Below are 21,522 nucleotides of genomic sequence, written 5' to 3'. Positions count from 1 at the left end.
GACGTCCTGGCCGCCCAACGCCGCGAACGCGCCCGCATCCGCAGCGAACGACAACAACGCTGGGGCCAACCCGCCACCCGCGCAGCCTGACCCAACACCCCAAACGTTCGTGGTCACGGCACTAGCGCTTGGACGGTGAAGGTTTCCATGCCGGCTCCTTACTCCTGGTGGGCAGTTCGAGGGCGATCTGGCTCATTGGCGCAGCTCCAGGCATCGGCAGCACCAAGCCGGCGCACCGGTGCGACCACGGTGACGGAGATCAGGTCATGGCCGGGCACAAGGAAGGAGATCGCGGACGAGCGGCGGAAGCGCTCGGTGACTTCCACAGTCAGACCGGCGCGCCCGTCTGACTCAGGCACGCCGTTCACGGCGTTCTCTGCGGGGCGAGCATCCGAGTCCGCAGCAACCAGCCCGTCCGGCAGGTGTGTGATGCGGGCTCCGGGCGGTAACAGCAGCAGGTCGCCAGCGGCGACGTGGAGCACCGCTCCTCGGGCCGGCGGCCGGACCAGGAAAAGGTGCGACGCCGGCTTTTCCAGCGTGGGCCGGTGCAGGCGTGCCCGCAGGCGCTGCGGTGGGACGCGGGGCCACGAGGCGGCGGCCCTCGCATGGATCTTTTTCAGCCGGCCTAGGTGACGCACCGTTCCGGCATAGGATGTTCCGAGCCATCGGGCAACCTCATACGCCTCTTCCGGTTGCTGCACCTGCTCGATCCCGATGCGCCGCAGCGCGGCGTCGACCGCCGGTGGGGGCATGAGGAACCAGGCCGCGAAGCTCTCCGCCTGCATCTCGACCGCCGTCCACATCCGCCGTGGGTGCAGGCCGGCGATGTCTAGATCCGCATCGGCTCGGCTCCCGTGGTCGAAGGCGTGGTGACCGAGCTCGTGGGCTGCGGTGTGGCGTAGACCGATCTCGTCGAGTGATGCGTTGAGCAGCACGGCGGGGCCGCTGTCGTCGGGTCCGAAGTAGAAGCCGAAAAGCTTCGGCATAGGACGCGTCAGGCAGTCGACCCCCGCAGCGCGCAGCGCGGCGAACACATCGACGTAGCCGGTTCGGTCGATGCCCAGGTCACGATGCACCTGGGGAGCGCGTAGCATCGCGGTCGCGTTTGCGGTCTGCCAATTCATGGTTGCCTACGACTCGCCGCCGTCGTCACCGGCGCTCTTCTCGGCGATGCGTTTGAAACGCAGGTACTTGGCGTACTCCATGACCTCGGCGACGTCGCCTTCGGTCAACCCGGCGAGTGCGCGCGGAAGACCGGCCAGCGCGTGCTCGCCGACATCGGCGTCGGCGTTCTCGTCGAGAAAGTAGGTGGTCGGCAGGCTGTACAGCCGAGCGATCTTCTTGAGTTCCAGGCTATCGACCCGCCGCATTCCGCGCTCGATGTCGCTTACCGCGCTCCGTGCGATGCCGGTGTTCTGGGACACATACTGCTGGGACATGCCGAGGTACTCTCTGGTTGCCTTCAGGCGTTCGCCCAACCGGCGGAGTTCAGGGTCGGTCGTGCGGGTGTCGTGCTGGTCCATGGCTATGAGCTTTCTGTGATGATGCAGTGAACAGTGTGGGCGAAGGTCAGCACCGAGCGGGCGGACCTCGCGACCTCGGCATTCGCCGAGACCTTTATCTGATACTTCGCCTCGATGTCAGTGAGGATTTCTGCGATGAAGATGGAGTCGATGGGAAACTCGTGACCTTCGGCAGCGAGTCTCGCCTCAAGATCTCGGGCGGGTTCCTTGAAGTGAACGGCAAGCGCGTCAATGATCGCGGACATCACGTCGCTCACCGTCACCCTGTCAGTGCTCGTTGTCCTCACCCCTCTTGCTGTCGGCAAATCCGACCCCTTGTGGCATCATACGACAGATGCCGTCGGGAAGCCAGACGGCGTGTCGGTTCATCAGACAGGAGCGCTCGTGGAGTTCGGTCGGTATCAGAAAGCGGCGGTCAAGACATTGCAGGGCTCCGGGAACGAGCAGGACTCGGTCGTCGTTCCCCTGCTCGGCCTGCTCGGCGAGGCAGGCTCGGTCGCCACCGCATACAAGAAGCACCTGCGCGACGGTCCCGGCCGTCCGCTCGGCAAGCAACAGATCCGCGAAGAGCTGGGCGACGTCCTCTGGTACGCCGCCACGCTGGCCGACAGCTTCGGCCTCGACCTCGACGACGTCGCCGCAGCCAGCTTGGAGAAGGCCAAGCAGCGGTGGCGCCCGTCCGATCGAGAGGAGCCGCTGCTGGACGAGCACTTCCCACCGGGCGAGCAGCTGCCCCGCCGGGCCGTCTTCGCCTTCACCCCCACCGTCCGAGAGTCCGACGGGCGTACTGTGGTCATGCTTAGCCGCGACGGAGTACCAGTGGGTGATCCTCTCACCGATGCCTCCGCCGTTGACGACGACTACCGGTACCACGACGCCTTCCACCTGGCCCACGTTGCGGTACTCGGGTGGTCACCGGTCATGCGATCGCTGCTAAGGGTCAAGCGAAAGAGCGATCCCGCCATCGACGAGGCAGAAGACGGCGGTCGTGCCATCGCCATCGAAGAAGGCATCTCCGCGCTCGTGTTCTCCTACGCCTCCCGACACGGCTTCTTCGACCACCTGCAGCACGTGGACAACGAACTGCTCCAAACCATCACGACCATGACCGCCCATCTCGAGGTCAGCAACTGCAGGCCCGCCGACTGGGAGCAGGCCATCCTGACCGGATACCGATGTTGGCGCACCCTGACGGCGCAGAACGGCGGCACGCTGGAGATCAACATGGAGGAACGAACCATGCGGGTACTACCTGCCGATTGATGCGGCGATGTCTACGAAAGCCCTGGCAGGGCACCTCTTACGAGTCGGTGCCGTTGGTCGACGGCCGACGACAGCGCCGTCCGCGTCGGTAGCTCGAGGCTGGGGGAATCGATGGTGGCGGGGAAGGGCGCGATGAGTCGTAAACGACGCTATGAGACGTCTCGTAACTCGGTCGGCCATCCATGGTGGATCATGTCGGGGTGCAGGTGATCTCGGCAGCCCGCCAGGAGTTGATCTTTCAGTTCACCGGGCTGCAGCCCGTCCAGTTCCGCAAGCTGGTTAGGCTGGTCGCTGAACGCGGCGGTGACGCCTCGCGGACGGACGGCCGGGCAGGCCGGGCCCCACTCCTGCTGGACCCGGCCGTCGCGCTTGCGTACTTAACGCCCCGACACCACGCCGGCGGGCGTACGGGAGGCCGCCCCTGCCGATTCTGAGGAATCGGCGAGTTCCCGAGCGCCTCCGAGGTGCTACGCCGGAACCTCGGCGATCTTCTTGGCGACCAGGGCGGCGATCTGTGCCGGATGCGCGTACCAGCAGTAGAGACCGAATCCGACGGGAGTCCACGTCTCTCCGTCGCCCGTCGGGAAGCCCAGATCCCAGCCGCCCTCCCGGCTCAGGAGGAGATGACGCCTCTCGCCGAGTTGCCACACCGTCTGCCACTCGTAGACGCGCACCTCGGCGACTTCGATGCCGTGGCCGCGCAACTGCTCCGTCACTCCCGCGACCAGCGTGTCCATGTCGAGTGCGGGGCTGCGGTCGCCCGGGAGGGTCACCTTGCGCAGCGGCAGGCCGGCGGCTCGCAGTAGACCGGCGGTCTTCGTCAGCTCCTCGTGGGCCGCGGTCGGCTTTTCCTCGAGTTCGCCGCGCTGGTGCGCGGCGTCCAGCCACACGCCCAGTCCTTCCGCGACGTCGGCCAGGGCCTCGATGTGCTGGCGTAGCGCTGCCAGTGTCGTCTCGGCGTCGCGGGTGGTGCGCAGGGCGTACGGCTCGCGGAGCACGTTGCCCAGCGTCTCGGTCTTCTCTGCCAGGTAGCGGGCGCTGGCCACGGCGTACAGCGCGGTCGTGGCGCCCGGGTCGTCGCCGAGCGCATCCAAGTGCTCGTTGTCGTGGCAGTCCTCGCGGTAGATGTGCTCGTAGTCGTTCTCCAGGTTGAGGGTGTAGTCGCCGTGGTAGTGCACGGGCACCCCCGCGACGATCTTGGTCTCGACGTCGGCCTCGGTCATCTTTTCCCTCTCGTCCTTAGTGGACCTTGTTTTGGAAGGTTAGGCGTCTGGCAACTGCGTCATCGCCTGGGTGAGGCGTCGGTGTGGCTCCTGCCGCCGACGGTCGACGGTCCTCTCTTCGCTGGCCGTCTGGGTCACCGGTCGCGCGGACGGTGGAGTCTGTCGGTACCGCCACTCATCGGTGAAGAGGTCAGTAGGGGGATCTGCGTGGCGGAAGCTGTGTGACACATGCGGCTCGGGGTCGACCTGAATCTAAGCCGAGCGGATCTTGGGCATCCGGGGCTGCCGGGGCTGTGGCAGGAGCTGCGGTCGCGGACTATTCACCGAGGTGAGCTGCGGTGCATGGGCGCCTGCTACACGAACGACCCCCACGATCGCGTCGAGCCCGGACCGGGGCCGGAACCGGCTCATGACATACCTCGACTCGGGTAGCCGCGGTCGACGTCCGGCGGATCCTGCACACCGGTGACAGCCGCGTGGTCGACGTCCGGGTGGTTCGGCACCTCATGCAGCAGCGGCGTGCCAGTGATGACCCAATGCCGGCCGTCGCCCTGCCGAACCACGACATCGCCGGCGGCGACCGGCCACAGGGCTGGGTCGAGTCGCAGCGTCCACGCCCCGTCCGGCCGACGAGCAGCCGCCCCGTCAGCTGGACCGACCGGCAGCTCCGTCTCACCCTGGACGGGGGTGCCGTGGGCGTCCCGGATGGACGACGGCCGAGCCTGCCGGTGCAGCACGTACCTGCCGTCAGCAAGCAGTACCGCCATCTGGCACCACCTCCACCGCCATGGTGGAAGGTCGGCGGCCTTGCGTCTCCCGAACGCATGTGCGACCGGCGACGGTGCGGATCCCCTGCGCTTCAACTGTCCCTACGGAACCATGGCCGAAAGGGTGAAATGAGTGTTATTACGGCGGTGGCCACTCCATACAGTGATGCGTCATAGGTGGCTTTGACCTGCGGTTACGGTGGTTACTCCACCCGTCGATCACGGAACGCTTACGGATGGTGACGCAGCTATGGTTGGGCTGGTCCGGCAGGGGGCCTACGCTGTACCTCGCCCCAGCAGACCGGCTCTGTCCGCAAGAACCGTTAGGCTGAGGCAGCTCAGCTCCACTCTCGTCACGCCTTGTCTTCCCCGGGGGGCAAGGACGCCCCTGAACCAACAGGGTTACGGCGAGGGGAGAGCAGTGGCACGCAAGAAGCGCCGGCATCGATGCCGGTGTGGAGAACGCAAGGCTCGGCGGCGCACCTATCGGTGGCCGACCGCTGAGAAGGCGGTGAACGTGCTGTGGCGCGTCACCACCATCGCGAGCGGCGTCTACCACGTCGTCCGCGACATCGGTTGGCTACGGTGGTGGTTGTGACCGTGCGCCAGCCCAAAAACGGGTGTAGCCCCACCTAAAAGGCAGGGCCAGCACTCGTTGCGGTAGTGCGGAGCGGACTCCCGCTGGGCGGCCACCCAGTGGATCAGGGGTCCGCTTCGTCTTTCTTGGACTTCTAAGTTACTGCCGAGTCCTGCAAAAACCCTACAGTGACTCGGAGGGAGTGTGACATAGCAGATCGGTATCTGGAACCCGCACTCCAAGATCGTTATATTGTAACGGGATTCCCACGTCAAGCGCGTAAGCTGGGAAAACATGTGTTCGAACGGTCCCAGCGATATCCTAGGTCGCCCGTCAGAGGGTGAGCCCAGCATCACCGCCAGCTGAGGGCTGGGCCCGGCCCCGTGACACCGAACCCACCACCAGCAGCCCCACACGGGACGACCCGTTACCTTGTTGATCGTCCCCAGCCGGGGACTCCTCGGTCGCCCGGCCCGGTATGACTTAATGCCCTGTCGAGTTCACTCGATTGCCGCCAGGCGGCAGTCGCAGCGACGTCAACGAGTTCGTGATGACCCCAGGTGCAGGCGCGGCTTGTAGTGCGGGATCAACCGCGACAAGCGCAGTCGGGCCGTGGCCACCAGGTTCGACAAACTCGCCGTGCGCTACGAAGCCACGATCCTCCCGCGGCCATCAACGAGTGGCTGTGACCGGCTTGGACACAGCCCTCGATGTGCACTTCCGGGATGCTGGGGCGCGGTGGCCGATTGGCCATGCAGCTGGCGGAGAGGCGCTGGACTGCTGGTCTCCAGTCGAGGCCTCATCCCGGCATCGTGCCCGAGTTACGACAACAGGCTCCACCTCATATTCAGATCGGTCGGCTCATCCTGATGCTGCCCCGGCGTATGCCGATTGTCATGAGGGAGTGGGCACGTGCCTTGAACGAGCGCCAGACACCAGCATCATTCCAGTCCCGCAACCTGCGGCGTCGTCTGCTACAGCTGCTGCCCGGGAGCCGGTCCGTCCGCTGGCTGTCGAGACCCTACAGATATACCGTCCCCCTGCTCGCAGCGCTGGCGGTGCTCGCCGTACCGTCTGTCGCGTCCGCCTCGGTCGCCACTACGGAACAGGTTGCCGCCGCCCGCTGGTCGACCCCGTTTCAATGCCCGGACGGCTCCGCCGCCTCCGCCGGCCGCCTGATCGTCGAGTCGGTGAACTCCTTCGACGCGGGCACCACGCCCAACCCCAATCCGCCGATTACCGTCACGTTCGCAGGCCAATGCGCGGACGGCGCCTTCAGCTGGGGCGTCGGCAGCTCGCTGCCAACGCAGGCGCCGACGACGCGGTTCGACCCGGACCTTGAGTACGTGAGCGTCAGCGGCTCGTACGCGAACGTGCGGGACAACAGAGGTGGGCTGCACACGGTGTCGATCAACGTCCACTGGACCGCTACCGGGCCGGTCGTGATCGAAGACTCCGGGCCGGGGTCCTCGCTCACCCAGCGCTCGGCGACCGCGACGGCGACAGTCGTCTTCGATGGCGACACGCTCGTCGACGGTGCCGCCAACCATCCGTCCCACCTGCCGTTCATCCGAGTCGAGGTGTGCGCGTAGCCCTTGGCCAGGAACACCTGAGCCGGCCCGACGGTGCCACCGACCCGACGTTCAGGCGGCCCCGGGCTGGCTCACCGCCGCGACGCCTTCACCTACCGGGCAAGACGACGATCCTGCTGACCGGCCGCTCGCGGATCGAGGGCCGACGCCGGCACGCCTTCGAACCGATCGCGGAAGGGGGCCTCTGATCTTGGTGGGAGTGGTGCGACGAGTCCTTTACTCGGCTGGTTTATGCTTCATGCGACCTGGACAAACGTGCGTGAGCATGCCGCTGGGCCACTGGACTACTGGGGGTCAAGGGGTCGTCGGTTCGAATCCGGCCGTCCCGACATTACGAGGGTTTTCGCAGGTCACAGACTTGCGGGGACCCTCACTTCGTTATCCAAGCTCGATGTGGCGGCGGGTAAGCCGTTGCTGGAACCCTTGACTCGGGTGGTTCTGCGAGCCGATCTTGGCTATCGCGCCTGTGAATCGCCTGGTAGGCGTGTCGAGCCGGCGTCTCCGGGAGTGTTGTTAGACCGCTTGACAGTGGACGATTTTTGGGTAAAACGGGCGCGGTTGACCTATCCGACGTCGACTGGTGGACGTGGTTGGTGTGGGCCGCCTTCGTCCAGTTACACCTCGCCTGAGGTGCCCTCGTCGATCTACGCCGGCACTGGAGGGCCCTGCATCATCCGGCTGTGTTTCTACGTCGGCGGGCGGTGGGGTGGAGGCGGCCACGATCGGCACCGAGCGTGCTGGTGGCGGCGGGTCGCGATCTCCGCCGCAGTGCGCCAGTGCCTCGGCGGCAGGGCAGGTTAGTGGTCAGCAGGGCGGCGCACAAGGTGTGCCCCTGATCACATTTGATTTCCATCGAACGGTTTCCCGTCGCCCTAAGTGATCAAGCGATGTCACGCCCATCGATGCATTGCACATGATCGATATTGCGTGGTGGGTGACGGTTTTTTCATGGCGAAGCGGGGCGGTCGGGGGGAGGTCGAGGCCCTACTGTGGCTGCCACTGCTTGCTCTCAGCGGGGGTGTGTGTTGGGCGTTCGGTGGCGGCGTGGGTTGTCCGCGGCGGTGGCGGCGGTGGTGGCTGTCGGGGTGGTCGGTGTTCCGGCGCCGGAGCGGGTCGTTGCGGCGGGACGACAGTGCGTGGACGTGGCCAGCTCCGAGGTTGAGGCAAGGGCGCTGGCTGCCTCCTGCGGGCAGCCGGTGGTGGTGGACGGGTCGCGGACGGAGTTCGCCGAGGTGACCGCATTGCCGGACGGGCGGCTGCAGTTCGCGTCCGCGGTGGTGCCGCAGCGCACCCGTAAGGCCGGCAGTTGGCGGGATATCGATCTCAACCTGGCCCGGGGTGGAGACGGGTTGTGGCGCCCCGGGGTCTCGGTCGCGGACGTGGCGTTCTCGGGTGGTGGGGACGGGGCGATGGTGACGCTGACGCGTGGCGGGCGGACGGTCACCCTCTCGTGGCCGGGGACGTTGCCGGCGCCGACGGTGTCGGGGGATGCGTTGACCTACGCGGACGTGCTTGTCGATGTGGATCTGGTGGTGCGGGCGACGCGGACGGGCTTCACGCACGTGCTGGTGGTCAAGACGCGGGCGGCGGCGACGCATCCCGACGTCCGTGAGCCGCGCTTCCGCATCGGTGGGGACATCGACGTCGTGGCGGGCCCGGATGGCGGCCTGCGGGCAATGGCAGGTGGTGCTGTGGTCGCTTCGGCAGAGCCGGCGGTGATGTGGGATTCCCGGGTGGGGGCAGCGGACGGCGTCTCGGCGCGGGGGTCCTCGACCGAGAGCCCGCCGTCGACCGCGACGGTGGCGGGGGACGCGGCACGGACCGGCAAGGTCGATGTCGAGGTGTCTGGCGACCACCTGGTGCTGCGTCCGGATGAGACGCTGCTGGACCATCCGGACGCGGTGTTCCCGCTGTTCGTGGACCCGGCGTGGTCGGTGTTCAAGAGCAAGTGGGCGTACGGGACGAACAACGGGTCGTCGAACTCGGACACGAGTCGCGCGCGAGTGGGGCTGAACCCGGACACCGGCGCCCTGTACCGGTCGTACTTCGCGTTCTCGACGACCGCCAACGGAGTGTCGCTCAAGGGCAAGCACATCGAGTCGGCGTACGTGCAGATGAAGCTGGACCACTCGTGGTCCTGCGAGCCGACGGTGTCGGCGATGTATCTGACCTCGGCGATCAACGCAACGCCGAAGGCGACGTGGTCGACGATGAAGATGAGAGCGTTCCTGAACTCGGCGAAGGGGAACGCGAACGAGGCCGGCGGTTGTTCGTCGATCCAACCCGACATGATCATGAACTTCAAGGGCTCGAACACCACCAACCAGGTGCAGGCCGCGGCGACCGGGAACTGGAGTTCGATCACCGTGGCGTTCACCGCCCGCGCGGCCGATGGGTCGGGGGAGTCGACGGAGGATCGTTGGAAGAAGTTCTTTCCCAACGACGCGAAGCTGATCGTCGACTACGACACCAAGCCCGGTGCCCCGCACACCCTCCAGGCCGCTGGCGTGACCTGCGGCTCCGGTGTGCTGACGATCGGCACATTGGCCCCGACGTTCTCGGCGGTCTTCCCCGACGCAGACAGCAGCGACTCACTGACCGGCACCTTCGAATGGATCGAGGTGCCGGCGGGCGGCATAAGCACCGTGACGTCCACCTTCCCGGCCCGTAAGAGCCCGCCGCCGGCGAGGACGGGAATCACCCCGAACAGTCGGGCGACGAGTTCCGCGGTGACGGTCGCCAAGGGACCGACCTACGCGTTCCGCGCCAGGGGCACCGACAAGGCCCCGTACTCGATCACCGGCTCGTGGTCGTCGTGGTGCCAGTTCACCCCGGACACCACGGTGCCGCCGGTGCCCACGATCACCCCGGGCACCGCCGGCGGCCCGGGCAAGACGATGACCTTCTCGATCAGCACCACCACCACGGACGTGACCAAGTTCCGCTTCGGCTGGTCCAACCCGCCCACGACCGAGGTCGCCGCCAGCGGCACCAACCCGAAGACAGCCACGGTCACCGTCACCGTGCCCAGCTTCGGGCAGAACACCCTCTGGGTTCGCGGCATCGACGCCACCGGCAATCTCGGCAACATCGGCTCCGCCACCTTCACCGCACCCCGACCCTCACCGGCTATCGCCCAGTGGGGCCTGGAGCAGTACCCCGGCGTCAACCAGACGGCCGCGCTCGCCGATCAGCAGCCCACTCTGGGCGGTCAGACCGACCTGAGCGCGTCCAACGTCAGCTGGGTCGACGATGTCCGCCTGAACGGTGGCAAGACCGCTGGCCTCAACGGCAGCTCGTCGGTGTTGACCACGCCGGGCAGTGTCGTCAACACGGCCAACTCCTTCAGCATCGCCACGTGGGTCCGGCTCACCTCGCTGCCGACGACCGGCGATGTCGTCATCGCGTCCCAGGCGGGGGCGAGCGCCGCCGGTTTTCATTTGGGCACACGGTTGGTCGGGTCTCCGTTGACGCCACGGTGGTCGTTCCTGATGAAGGACAGCGACGACCAGTCGAGTACCACCCGTGCGGCGTACAGCGCCACGGCCTTGACATCTGCCGATGTCGGGCGGTGGACGCACATCGCGGGCGTGTATGACAAGGCCGCTGGCAAGGTCCGGCTCTACGTCGACGGCGAGCTTGTCGCCGAGGTCGACCGCAGCGGCACGCCGTGGAACGCCACCGGCACGTTCGCGGTGGGTCGGGGGTGGAGCTCCGGCGTAGCGAGCAACTGGTTCCACGGCACCGTCGCCGACGTTCAGGCGTACGACCGCGTGCTCGTGTCGCATGATTTCGTCGGCCAGCTGGCACAGGATCCGGCCTCCGGCGGGTTCCACGAGCCGGGGATGCTGACACCGGTGCGGGTGGGCGACTGGGACTTCGAGTTCGCGATGCCCTGCTACCTGGCCGATCTGCGGGACACCTGCGAGGCACCCAGCGCGGTGACGACCTGGGATCGGTGGCTGGCACTGACGCGTGGTTCCGCCGTGGGCGCCGGCTATGGCACCGACGGCTCGGGGCTGTGGCTCGACGACGAGTACTTCCCGGAGGAGGGGTACACCGAGAGCACCGCGGAGTACGGGCGAAGCGCGGTGAAGGCGGGGACCACGCCACCGGACGCCGACGGTCTGGAGTTCACCCAGTGGCACGACAAGCCGGTCCTGCGTACCGATCAGTCGTTCACGATGTCGGCCTGGGTGATGCTCGACCGACCCGACGGCATGCGGACGGCGGTGTCCCAACGAGGGCAGCATGCCAGCGGCGGCTGGCTCAAGTTCAACTCCACTCTCGGCAAGTGGCAGTTCGCCATCAGCGACGAGGACACCACCACCACACCGACGGCCAGCATCACGTCGACGTCAACGGCCGAGGAGGGCGTGTGGACGCACCTTGTCGGCGTGTACGACGCCGGGCGGAAGCAGATCCGCCTCTACGTCAACGGTGAGCTCGAAGGGGTCACGCAGAACATCTCCTTCACGCCCATGGTGTCGACCGGACCGCTGTTGGTGGGCCGGGTCCAGTGGCAGGGCCAGTTGAAGGACCCGTGGATCGGCGGCATCGACAACGTCGCCGTGTTCCAGGGCGCGCTGACGGACACGGCGGTGTACATGCTGTACGACTCGTAGCCCCGGCCAGGCCGGGTAGCAGCACGCTCCGGTGATCGGGGTGCCCGAACCAACGTAGGCCGCTCACCTGCTGACCCGCGGGCCCGACCGAACACGTCCGACGTCCAGACCTCGCAACTGCCGATATGACCCAACTGCACCCTTGCTCCAAGCGGCTGTCCTGACCGGGGAGAAAGCATGTTCTCTGCACCACCTGCCCACGATTCGCGGCAGCCACGACGGAGCTTGCGTGCAGCCGACCGCCTGCGCCGGTGGATCGCCGGCCTGACGGCCGTTCCCGTGGCGGCGTCGCTGCTGGTCGGCGTGCCGGCCGAGGCGGTCGCCCCGAAGGCAGAGCCGACGCGGCCACCGGCAGAGAAACTCGACACGCACGGCACTTCGGTGTCGGGGCGGGCGTGGACGCAGAAGCTGATGCAGGACACGCCGCTCCCAAAGCCGGTGTGGCCGACAGCCAGCACCGCCCGGATCACACTCGATTCGTCGAGCACGTCAGGTCGGGGCGTCAGGGCGGGTGCCCTTCCGGTGTGGGTCGCTCGCGGCAGCGGTCCGGCCGGTTCGCGGGTCACCAGCGTCGACGTGCAGGTGGTGGATCGGGAGTCACTGCCGGGCAGTTGGCGTGACGGCCTGGTGCTCAAGGTGACGGCGCCGGCTGGGGCTGTGGCCGGCAGCGCGAAGGTGTCGGTGGACTACAACTCGTTCCGGCACGCGGTGGGCGGTTCCTGGGCGTCGCGGCTGCGGCTGTGGCAGGTCCCGACGTGTGCCCTGTCGACACCGGACGCGCCGGGTTGCCGGTCCGTGCCGCTGCCCACGAGGAACGACCTCGGTACGGGGGTGGCGACCGCGGAGGTGACCGCTCCCACCTCGACGATGCCGAGGGAACTGGCCCGGTTGTCGGGGGAGACGACCCCGGCGGCTGGCTCGTACATCGTTTTGGCGGCGGCCGGGTCGGGCGCGGACGGCGACTTCACCGCCACCGGTCTCGCGCCGTCGTCGACCTGGTCGGCGGGCGGATCGTCCGGTGACTTCTCGTGGAACTATCCGCTGCGTACGCCGCCGGCGACCGGCCCGGAGCCGTCGGTCGCCCTGGCGTACTCGTCGGCCTCGGTGGACGGCCGTTCCGAGGTGACGAACAACCAGCCGTCGTGGATCGGTGAGGGTTTCGACTATTCGCCCGGGTTCATCGAGCGGCGGTACGTGCCCTGCGCGGAGGACCGGAAGACAAGCGGCGCGAACAACACCACCGACACCGGTGACCTGTGCTGGCGCTCGGACAACGCGACGATGAACCTGAACGGCCGCAGCACCGAGCTCGTCTTCGAGACCGGCAAGGGTTGGCATACCCGCTCGGAAGACGGATCGAAGATCGAGAAGTTGACCGGCGCGTCGGGCAACGGCGACAACAACGGCGAGCACTGGAAGGTCACCACCACCGACGGCACCCAGTACTTCTTCGGCCTGCACGCGCTGCCGGGCCACACGGCGAAGACCAACTCGGCCCTGGCCGTCCCGGTGTTCGGCAACCACACGGGAGAGCCGTGCCACGCCACGGCCTTCGCCAACTCCGACTGCCAGCAGGCCTGGCGGTGGAATGTGGACTACGTCGTCGATCTGCGCGGCAACACGATGTCGTTGTGGTACGGCAAGGAGACCAACAAGTACGCCCGCAACGACACCGACTCCGACGACGTGTCCTACGACCGGGCAGGGTATCTGGAGCGAATCGACTACGGCACCTACGACCGCACCTCGGACATCCACGGGGTAACGGAACGCAGCACCAGTCCGTACGCGCGGGTGGTGTTCGACACCGACATGCGTTGTTTCGACAACTGCGGCACCGAGTCGAGCCCAGTCAAGGCGTCGTGGAAAGACACCCCCTGGGATCAGGAGTGCAAGGCGTCGGCGACGTCGTGCGCGCAGCAGTACTCACCGACGTTCTGGACGACGAAGCGGCTGAAGAAAATCACCACGAGGGTGTGGGACACCACCAAGACCACCCCGGCGTGGCAGGACGTCGAGTCATGGACCCTGTCGCACACATTCGCCGCGACGGCGGACTCCACACACACTGGACTGTGGCTGAACCGCATCGACCACGCGGGGCACGTAGGCGGCACCGTCAGCCTGCCGCCGGTGACCTTCGAGCCGGAGTCCTTGCCGAACCGGGTACTGACCGAGCACGGCACGACCGACAACTGGCTACGGATCTCCAGCATCGTGACCGAGACCGGATCCCGGATCAAGGTCGACTACGCGCAGCCGGAGTGCACCGAGGCGATCGTCGAGACGTTGAACCCGCACACGAACACCAAACGGTGCTACCCGGTGCGGGTGCCGGACCCGGCCGACCCCACCGGTGAGCGGCTCATCACCGAATGGTGGCACAAACATCGGGTCGAGCACGTCGCCGAAGACGACATCCAGCTCGCTGACGGGCACCAGGCGCCCTCAAAGCACACCTGGTATCAGTACGTGGGATCGCCCGCCTGGCACTACGCCGACGACGACGGTCTGACCAGACCGGAACGTAAGACATGGTCGCAGTGGCGTGGCTACGCGCAGGTCAAGACCCGCGTCGGTGACGACTCGGCGACCCAGACACTCGCCGTGACAACCTTCATGCGGGGTATGCACGGCGACAAGGCCAGCCCGAGCGGCGGCACCCGAAACGTGATAGTTCCGGCCTCACTGGGCAGCGAAACCGTCTACGACGAAGACCAGTTCGCCGGCCAGGTGCGCGAGCAGGTCGTCTACAACGGCGTCGAGACAAAACCGGTGTCGAAGACGGTGAACGTGCCGTGGCGGTCCAACCCGACCGCGAGCCGGACGATCAACGGCGACACCGTCGAGGCCCGGTTCGTCGACACACAGACCACCTACACGGCCACCGCCCTGGGCGTCGACGGGAGCCAGGGCTGGCGCACCTCCCGGGGCACCAAGAACCTGGATCACACGTACGGCACGGTCAACTGGTCACAGGACGACGGCGACATCGCCGGCACCGGCGACGAGAAGTGCATCACCTACCGCTACAACCGCAACACCGGCAAGAACCTCACCACCACGGTCAAACAGACGACCACCACCGCGCTGGCCTGCGGCACGACCCCGTCCACCGTCGATGACGTGATCTCCGACGCACGGACCTACTACGACGAAGCCAGCAGCGTCGACACCGCACCCAAGTACGGATCGGTGACGAAAACCGAGCAGCTCAAGGACTGGTCGACCGGCACCGGCACCGTGTGGCAGGTCGTGTCGCAGGGCAGCTACGACTCCGCGGGCCGGCCGGTGAGCGCGACCGACATCAAGGGCAATGTCACCACGACCGCGTACACCCCTGCGGTCGGTGGCCCGGTCTCCAAGGTGATCACGACGGGCCCGGAGCCGTTCTACTGGACCTCGTCGGTGGAGATGAATCCCTACTGGGGCTCCACGGTCAGGGCCACCGACCCGAACAACAGGGTGATCTCGGACGTCGAGTACGACGCGCTCGGCCGCGTCAGCAAGGTGTGGGCCCTGGGCTGGACCAAGGCAGCCAACCCGACCACCCCGTCCGCGCAGTACACGTACACGTTCGCCGCCGGCCGCAACGCCTACCCGTTCGTCAGGACACAGGCGTTGAACGCAGACGGCAACTACGTCACCTCGTACGAAATCCTCGACGGGCTGCTGCGCCCCCGACAGACCCAGAGCCTCGCGGTGGACGGCACCGGAAACCGGGTCGTCACCGACACGATCTACGACAGCCTCGGCCGCGCCGCGACCTCCTACAGCGCACACGCCGAACCCGGGGCACCGTCCGGCACACTGTGGTGGGAGCCGGAATGGTCTGTCCCCGCCGTCTCCAAGACCGTCTTCGACCGGGCGTCGCGTCCCACGAACGCGATCTTCCTGTCCGGTGACGGAGTGTCGAACCTGGTCGAGAAATGGCGAACGGTCACCGCCCATGAGGGCGACCTGACCAAGGTGACGCCGCCGCAGGGCGGTACCCCGACCACGACCGTGACCGACATCGAGGGTCGCGTCGTCAAGCTGCGTCAGCACACCACCACGGCCGGCGTCGGCGGGGCATACCAGGAGACCCAGTACATCTACAACCGCAAGGGCCAACTGGCCAGGACGGTCGATCCGGCCGGGAACCGGTGGGTCAACGAGTACGACGCCAAGGGCCGTCTGTGGCGCACGACAGACCCCGACAAGGGCGTGACGACCAGCACCTTCAACGACGGCAACGAACTCGTCAAGACCACCGACGCCCGCGGTGAGGTGCTCTGGCACGTCTACGACGCGTTGGGCCGGAAGAAGGAACTGCGGGACGACTCCGCCACCGGAGCGCTGCGCGCCGAATGGAAGTACGACACTCTCTACTCCGGGCAGAGCGGATTCAAGGGCCAACTCACCCAAGCGATCCGGTACGAGCCGGCGGGTAGCAGCAACGCCTACCGGTGGCAGGTGCGTAGCTTCGACGGCCGCTACCAGCCCAAGGGCGTCAACTACGTCATCCCGGCCAACGAGACCGGGCTGAGCGGCACCTACGTCTACGGCTACGGCTACTCGGCGGCGACCGGCGCCCCCACGTCAATCTCCTATCCGTCTGGCGGTGGCCTCGTCACCGAGCAGATCACCACCGACTACGACGCGACCACCGGGATGCCGGTCCGGCTGGACACCAGCCTCACCGGCTTCGACGGCACGATGGCCACCGCCAGCTACACCGCGTACGGCGAACGCAGCGGCTCGATCTACAAGATGCCCGGCGGCGTGTGGACCCAGGACACCGTCCACCGCGACGAATCCACCCGCCGCATCGACCGCACCACGGTGGAACGGGAAACCACCGTCGGCACCGTCTCCGACCGCACCTACCGCTACAACGACATCGGCAACATCACCTCCATCGAGGAGAAACCCCAGATCGGTCAGGCCGACACCCAGTGCTTCCGGCAGGATCCGCTGGGCCGGCTCACCACCGCCTGGACGCCGACGGTCGGGGTGGATTGCCAAATCGACCCGACCGTGGCGAACCTGGGCGGCCCGGCGCCGTACTGGCACGACTGGACCTTCAACACCACCGGCTCCCGGCTGACTGAGACCAGCCACACCGCCAGCGGCGACACCACCCGCACCTACACGATGCCCACGGGCGGTCAGGACGTGGTACGTCCACACGCCGTCACCGGAATGACCACTCAGGCACCCGGCCAGAGCAGCGTCGCCAGCACCTACGCCTACGACGCCGCAGGCAACACGACCTGCCGACCGACCGGTGCCGCCGCGAACAACTGCGGCACCGGCACCAACAGCCAGACCCTGGGCTGGGACGCCGAGGGCAAACTCGCCACCGTCTCCGCGGGCGGTCAGACGGTCGAGACCAACGTCTACGACCCCGACGGCGTCAGGATCATCCGCCGCGACAGCAACGGCACCACCCTCTACCTGCCCGGGCAGGAGATCCGCCGCGAAGGCGGCGTCAACACCGGCACCCGGTACTACAGCTTCGCCGGCACCGTCTGCGCTTCCCGCACAGGCGGCTCGGCGACCACCAACCTGACCTGGCTGTTCGACGACCACCAGGGCACCCAACAGGTCGCGGTGAACGCCGGCACCCAGGCCGTCTCCATCCGCCGCCAAACCCCGTACGGGGCAGCACGGGGTTCCAACCCGGTCTGGGTGAACAACAAGGGCTTCGTCGGCGGCGACATCGACCCCACCGGGCTGACCAATGTCGGCGCTCGGCAGTACGACCCGACATTGGGTCGGTTCATCTCCGTCGACCCGGTCCTCGTCGCCGACGACCCCGACCAGTACGACGCCTACCAGTACGGCGGCAACAACCCCATCGACAACGCCGACCCCACCGGCCTCTACCACACCGAGAACGGCGAGGACACCGGCGACCGCGCCTTCGTCGACACCACCCCGACCGGGGAACGAGTCACCAAGATCGTCAAGAAGTACGTTCCCCCGGCCTGTGGATCCGGCTGCCAGCAACAACGCGAAACGTACCGGCAGGCCAGCAACGAACGTGCCGAAGCAGAACGCAAACAGCGCGAATGCCAAGCCAGCTTCTGGTGCCGCAACGCCGGCGCCGTCGGCGCCGTTGCCGGTGTCGCCGCGGGCGTCATCGTCGGCGGAGCCTGCACGGCCGGCAGCTTTGGCGTGGGCGCCGTCGGCTGCGCCGCGATCGGTGGCTTTGTCGGCGGCTATGTCGCCTCACTAACGACCAACAGCCTTGACGCCGACGAAGAAAGCTTCCTGCAACTCGCCGGCGAAGCCGTCGTCGGCGGAGCCATCGGCGGCGTGCTGGGCGCAGGCGGCGCGGTTCTCCTACCCGCCCTCGGCGCAGGGGCCTTCGGCCTCGCCGCCGGCGCTGGCCTGCGTACATCCGTCGGTATGGCAGGTGCCGGGGCGCGATCAGCAGCCCGTGGCGGTGCAGGAGCCGCAGGTAGTTGCTTCAAGAGCTTCAGCAGCGACACCGAAGTGGTGATGGCGGACGGAAGTACGAAGCCAATCGGAGACATTGAGATCGGCGACACCGTCCTGGCGACCGAACCCGAAACGGGGGAGGAAGGCGCGCGTGAGGTCACTCACCTGTGGGTTCACCAGGACCAACTCGTCGACCTGAAGGTGAACGGCGGAAGGGTCACCACCACCGAGGACCACCCATTCTGGAACGTGACCGACCAGCAGTGGCAGGACAGCCAAGAGCTCGACCCCGGAGACCTGCTGTACACAGCCTCCGGAGACACTCTCGCCGTCACCGGGCTCGACTGGGCAACCGCTCGACATGACACCGCTTACAACCTCACCGTGGCCGACATCCACACGTACTATGTGCTCGCCGGCGAAACGCCGGTACTCGTACACAATTGCGGCGGTGCCGCGTTCGTGGCAGACGCAGAGGGAACCGTCGTGCCCACAAGCGCGTCTCGGCTGGAGTCAGGATTGCAGGCGGCGGTCGACGCGGGAGAGGCTGGATTTAGCACCTTCCCCACCCGCTCGGCGGGCACGGGTTTCCAACTGCCGGACGGAAGTAGGATCCGCATAATGCAGCCTTCAGCCAACGGAAATGCGGGACTTCGAGCCTCGTTCACGAACGGTGCCGATGCGCCGGTCAGTCCGTTCACGGGCAGGCCGGTGCAGCCGCCGAGGGACGTGAATCCAAAGCAGTATGTCCGGTCTCGGACTCACATTGAGTTGAAGCCATAGTGTTCCCGTGGATAGAGGAAATCAGGGGGCTTCTCCCGCTCGCGGTCGCTGCTGCCGAGGCGGATGGCGATGGTGTATGTCTCAGCGGGAACCGGTGGCGCCTACGTGTTAACACCAACTGGCGCATCTCTGCAACTGAAATCGCCGCAATGTCTCCGTCGATCTCAGGGGATGCCTCAGAGGCTCAGGGTCTCAGTGAGCTAATCGGAGATGAGTTCGTTCAAGTAAACGTGCAGGCTCGCGATGTTGGGCTCGATCTAAGTTTGATAACCCGAACCGGGCGCACCTTCGAAATCATTAGTGACTACCCCTACGGAGAGTGGATATTCTCAGTGTGGCGCTCTGAAGATGAGCGCCAGGTGCCGGTTTTTGATCTCGAAGGACCTGTGGCGCCTGATCTCACCTGAAGCCGGTTGGCGGCCGCGCCGAGCGAAGGCGGGGCCGCCAAGTGGCGATATGGGTCTCACGGTGCGAGCACGTTGCCGTCGCCGTTGCGCTCAAACACTCTTGCGCATTGGGATGTCTCGATGACCGGCTGATGCTGGGCGTGCGCGGGGCCGTAGGCGGTAGAGCTTGCGCGCGGCCGGGTGCAAGCCGGGCCGTACTTGATCTTGTAGAGCAGTTTGAGTCAACGGCGCCCGCGTTCGTCTCGGGTTCGCCGGCCCCGACTGCTCGCACGTGGCCGAACGCGACGCCCTGGAACATATGGGCGGCACCCTACCGGGCCGGATCCAAAACGCCCTCAACTTCTGCGGACCGCTGCACGGCGTGCTTGGGGTGGAGATCGGGCACCCCGCCCTGCACCTGCGCGAACTCTCACCGAACGGCATCTTCGCCGCCCACGCCGACCAGTTCGAACTGATCTGGCCAAACCTCCACCGCCTACCCGACGGAGGCATCCCAATGACGTTGTCAAGCCGCGATAGCGGCAGGCGATACGGGTTGTAGTAGTAACGTCTGTCACGCAGGAGTGCCCACAGGACGTTGACTCGGCGGCGGCGAGTCCGAGTACGGCCTGGGTGTGCCGTTTGCCCTCGCCGACGTTGCGATCGCAGAAGCGCCGCGACTCGGTGCAGCGTTGGATGCTGATCAGCGCGGAGGTGTAGAAGACGCGCTGAAGGCCTCGGTGGCGTGGGGGGGTGCAGGTTGCCGCTGACGCGTCCGGAACCGCGGGGGGAGGAGCCAGACCGGCTGAGCCGGCCAGCCGGTCCGGCGTGCCGAAGGCGTCGAGGTCGCCGCCGGTATTACAGCGCGGACCGGGCGCCGAGATCGTTGGTGCGACTACCCCGCATGCCGGGTTTGCTATGAAGCCTGCCTTGCCCGGCAGATGATGGCTGCCGCAGTAGACGCCGGTGTTCCTGCTAGGGGTGACCACCGGAAGCCGATGGTGGTGGTGCAGTGGTGCAACGACTCCTTTACTCGGCTGGTTTATGCTTCAGGTGACCTGGGCAAACGTGCGTGAGCATGCCGCTGGGCCACTGGACTACTGGGGGTCAAGGGGTCGTCGGTTCGAATCCGGCCGTCCCGACAGCACGAAAAGAGGCCGTCAACCGGGGTGAAAACCCTGGTCAACGGCCTCTAATTCGTACCGGGGCAGTGGAGATTTCCTGATCTAGACGGCCCGTAGCTGGGGACCACCTGGGGACCGACGGGCCTTCAAGTGGGCGCTGAGGGCCGCTCCGGCGTCCGTGATCGACTGCCGGTCTGGGTGTAGGTAGCGCTGGGTCGTGGTCAGCGACCCGTGACCGGCGATCTTCCGTAGGGCGTGCACCGGCACGCCTGCGTCAGCCACCCAGGTGAGGCCGGTGTGCCGTAGGTCGTGTCGGCGTAGGTGCTCGTATCCGAGTGTGGTGACCACCTCATCCCAATGCGTCGCGTCGCGCAGCACGGCAGTACTGATCCGACCCCCCGCGCGGACCGGTGAACAGCCGGGGATCGGGTTTGCTTGCGGCGTCCAGGCGGTGAGCCACGATCGGCCGTACCTCTTCGATCAGCGGCACCGTCCGGGCGCGCTTTCCCTTGGTGCCCTTGTCGATGAGGCCACCGGGTCCGGGCGTGGTTTGGCGGCGCACCGTCCACATCCACGTTTCCCGGTCGATGTCCTCGGCCCGCACGCCGGAAACCTCGCCGATTCGCGCGGCGGTACAGGCGGCGAATATCACCACGTCGGCCCACCCGGTGAAGTGGTTCGTGGACCGGTTGACCAGCGCATCGGCAAGAGCGGTCAGCGTCTCCCAATCGGGCAGCGCGAGCGAGCGCGGATCGTCCAACTCGTCTTCTGCTCGCTGGTATTCGCGCTTCCCGAGGCGACGAGCTGTTCATCCGCGTCGCCCTCTCGATGGCCGGCTACTGGGCCACCCGGCTGTTCGGTGATCCGACTGTGTGCACCACAACTTCGCCGGTGGCGTGGCGGTACCCGGCGCGGGCGACTTCACCGGCGACGACCGCGCCGACGTGATCGCCTTCACCAGGGGTGGTGCCGCGGATGTCTTCGTCGCACCGTCGACCTCGGTGGCGTTCTCGGCCGACGTCCGCAAGTGGAGCGATTGGTTCGCCTACGGCACGGAGGTGCCATGCCGTCCGTGATGTGGTAGTCCCGGCGATCACCTCGGCGCTAAGGGACGTCTCGTAACTCGGTCGGTCGTCCATGGTGGATCATGTCGGGGTGCAGGTGATCTCGGCAGCCCGCCCGGAGTGGATCTTCCCGTTCACCGGGCTGCAGCCCGTCCAGTTCCGCCGG

Annotated in this window: 11 protein-coding genes and 4 pseudogenes; 8 read left to right on the top strand and 7 right to left on the bottom strand. The window is 66.8% G+C overall.

Annotation, left to right across the window (positions count from 1 at the left end; translation table 11 throughout):
- Positions 1-158 precede the first annotated feature (158 nt).
- From KBX50_RS31190 to KBX50_RS31180, 3 genes are read right to left on the bottom strand one after another with little or no spacing between them, the layout of a single operon-like run.
- Positions 159-1,076 carry an ImmA/IrrE family metallo-endopeptidase gene (locus KBX50_RS31190; RefSeq protein WP_210941438.1) on the bottom strand — a complete coding sequence of 306 codons (918 nt, stop codon included), beginning with the start codon at positions 1,074-1,076 and terminating at the stop codon, positions 159-161.
- A 54-nt stretch (positions 1,077-1,130) separates the two neighbouring features.
- Complete coding sequence (locus tag KBX50_RS31185; protein WP_204000636.1) at positions 1,131-1,523, bottom strand: helix-turn-helix domain-containing protein; 393 nt, start codon at positions 1,521-1,523, stop codon at positions 1,131-1,133.
- A 2-nt stretch (positions 1,524-1,525) separates the two neighbouring features.
- A complete protein-coding gene (locus tag KBX50_RS31180; RefSeq protein ID WP_210941437.1) occupies positions 1,526-1,780 on the bottom strand; it encodes a hypothetical protein in 255 nt (84 codons plus the stop codon).
- Between KBX50_RS31180 and KBX50_RS31175 the strand changes: the two genes are divergently transcribed.
- Complete coding sequence (locus KBX50_RS31175) at positions 1,755-2,786, top strand: nucleoside triphosphate pyrophosphohydrolase family protein (RefSeq protein WP_210941436.1); 1,032 nt, start codon at positions 1,755-1,757, stop codon at positions 2,784-2,786. The genes KBX50_RS31180 and KBX50_RS31175 overlap by 26 nt on opposite strands.
- Positions 2,787-2,986: 200 nt before the next feature.
- Positions 2,987-3,120, top strand: a pseudogene (locus KBX50_RS31170) (IS5/IS1182 family transposase); the annotation flags it as partial.
- 133 nt (positions 3,121-3,253) lie between these two features.
- On the opposite strand, the gene KBX50_RS31165 reads toward KBX50_RS31170, so the two are convergent.
- On the bottom strand, positions 3,254-4,009 hold the full coding sequence (locus tag KBX50_RS31165; protein ID WP_210941435.1) for a hypothetical protein: 756 nt from the start codon (positions 4,007-4,009) through the stop codon (positions 3,254-3,256).
- Positions 4,010-4,416: 407 nt separating this feature from the next.
- Positions 4,417-4,776, bottom strand: a complete 360-nt coding sequence (locus KBX50_RS31160) for a hypothetical protein (RefSeq protein ID WP_210941434.1) — start codon at positions 4,774-4,776, stop codon at positions 4,417-4,419.
- A gap of 421 nt (positions 4,777-5,197) precedes the next feature.
- On the opposite strand from KBX50_RS31160, the gene KBX50_RS31155 reads away from it, so the two are divergent.
- The 5 genes and pseudogenes from KBX50_RS31155 to KBX50_RS31135 form a co-directional block, all read left to right on the top strand.
- On the top strand, positions 5,198-5,374 hold the full coding sequence (locus KBX50_RS31155; protein WP_210941433.1) for a hypothetical protein: 177 nt from the start codon (positions 5,198-5,200) through the stop codon (positions 5,372-5,374).
- Between the two features lie 896 nt (positions 5,375-6,270).
- Complete coding sequence (locus tag KBX50_RS31150) at positions 6,271-6,945, top strand: hypothetical protein (RefSeq protein ID WP_210941432.1); 675 nt, start codon at positions 6,271-6,273, stop codon at positions 6,943-6,945.
- A 1,025-nt stretch (positions 6,946-7,970) separates the two neighbouring features.
- Positions 7,971-11,570, top strand: a complete 3,600-nt coding sequence (locus KBX50_RS31145) for a LamG-like jellyroll fold domain-containing protein (protein ID WP_210941431.1) — start codon at positions 7,971-7,973, stop codon at positions 11,568-11,570.
- A 243-nt stretch (positions 11,571-11,813) separates the two neighbouring features.
- Positions 11,814-18,782, top strand: coding sequence for a polymorphic toxin-type HINT domain-containing protein (locus KBX50_RS31140; protein WP_247674785.1), 6,969 nt, complete (start codon positions 11,814-11,816; stop codon positions 18,780-18,782).
- A gap of 630 nt (positions 18,783-19,412) precedes the next feature.
- A pseudogene (locus KBX50_RS31135) lies at positions 19,413-19,689 on the top strand (XRE family transcriptional regulator); the annotation flags it as partial.
- 37 nt (positions 19,690-19,726) lie between these two features.
- On the opposite strand, the pseudogene KBX50_RS33910 reads toward KBX50_RS31135, so the two are convergent.
- Positions 19,727-20,025 (bottom strand): annotated as a pseudogene (locus KBX50_RS33910) (transposase); the annotation flags it as partial.
- A gap of 369 nt (positions 20,026-20,394) precedes the next feature.
- Positions 20,395-21,082: pseudogene (locus KBX50_RS33705) on the bottom strand (tyrosine-type recombinase/integrase); the annotation flags it as partial.
- 82 nt (positions 21,083-21,164) lie between these two features.
- On the opposite strand from KBX50_RS33705, the gene KBX50_RS31125 reads away from it, so the two are divergent.
- Positions 21,165-21,368 carry a hypothetical protein gene (locus KBX50_RS31125; protein WP_210941430.1) on the top strand — a complete coding sequence of 68 codons (204 nt, stop codon included), beginning with the start codon at positions 21,165-21,167 and terminating at the stop codon, positions 21,366-21,368.
- Positions 21,369-21,522: the final 154 nt, after the last annotated feature.

The organism is Micromonospora sp. C51, assembly GCF_018070435.1.
GTDB lineage: Bacteria > Actinomycetota > Actinomycetes > Mycobacteriales > Micromonosporaceae > Micromonospora > Micromonospora sediminimaris.
Note: the sequence above shows the minus strand (reverse complement) of the source record. Positions and strands in the feature narration are given on the sequence as shown.